Genomic DNA, 616 nt, shown 5'->3' on the forward strand with positions numbered 1-616 from the left:
TCATGTATAAATCCTCCTATACCATTTATCCTGTTGGTCCGCTTATTACAATATAAAAAATAATGATGCTTCCCAAAATTAAGCTAATATAAGCGATTGTTGCTACAATGCCAGCAAGCCACCCATTAAGTTTATATCTGCTAAGCAAAATCAAACCAATTGCCAGGATTAAAAGTACCATACCAACAAAAGAAACATACATTTTTAGCATGGATGTTGACATATCTTTTCCTCCTAAACTGACGGTTTTAGTTGCCAATCGTTATTATAACATAGGTTACAGCGATAAGTAGCATGCACGTCCTTTATTTATGGCAAAAATTAAACAAATAAATAACCGAGATGGAGAGGGCTGGCTCCATCTCAGTAAGACTAAATAATATCCTCAGCAACTTTATCCAAGAATGCTTGTGCGTTTTATAGTATGCGAGTAAACAACCGATTGCATCATCACTTGCCTATGAAAACCTACTTTTTAAAAAGTTTACTTAACGATTGCATATCCACTGGCATATTGTTTTTAGTTATGGATTGTACAATTTTGTCTTCTTTTTCCTTAGATACCGGTTTATTAGCCATTCGGGACAACTGCCTGATTAAATTTCTAACAGTTTTT

2 protein-coding genes are annotated in these 616 nt (G+C 34.3%); both read right to left on the bottom strand.

Annotated features, from left to right (window positions below):
* Positions 1-25: 25 nt before the first annotated feature.
* Positions 26-223 (bottom strand): DUF2768 family protein, encoded by a 198-nt coding sequence (locus AC3G7N_RS21610; RefSeq protein ID WP_089062591.1) that lies wholly within the window; start codon positions 221-223, stop codon positions 26-28.
* 245 nt (positions 224-468) lie between these two features.
* Positions 469-616 (bottom strand): stage VI sporulation protein F (locus tag AC3G7N_RS21615; protein ID WP_489424188.1); only part of this gene is annotated, 148 nt, incomplete at its 5' end.

The sequence above is a fragment of the Virgibacillus carmonensis genome (genome assembly GCF_057836705.1).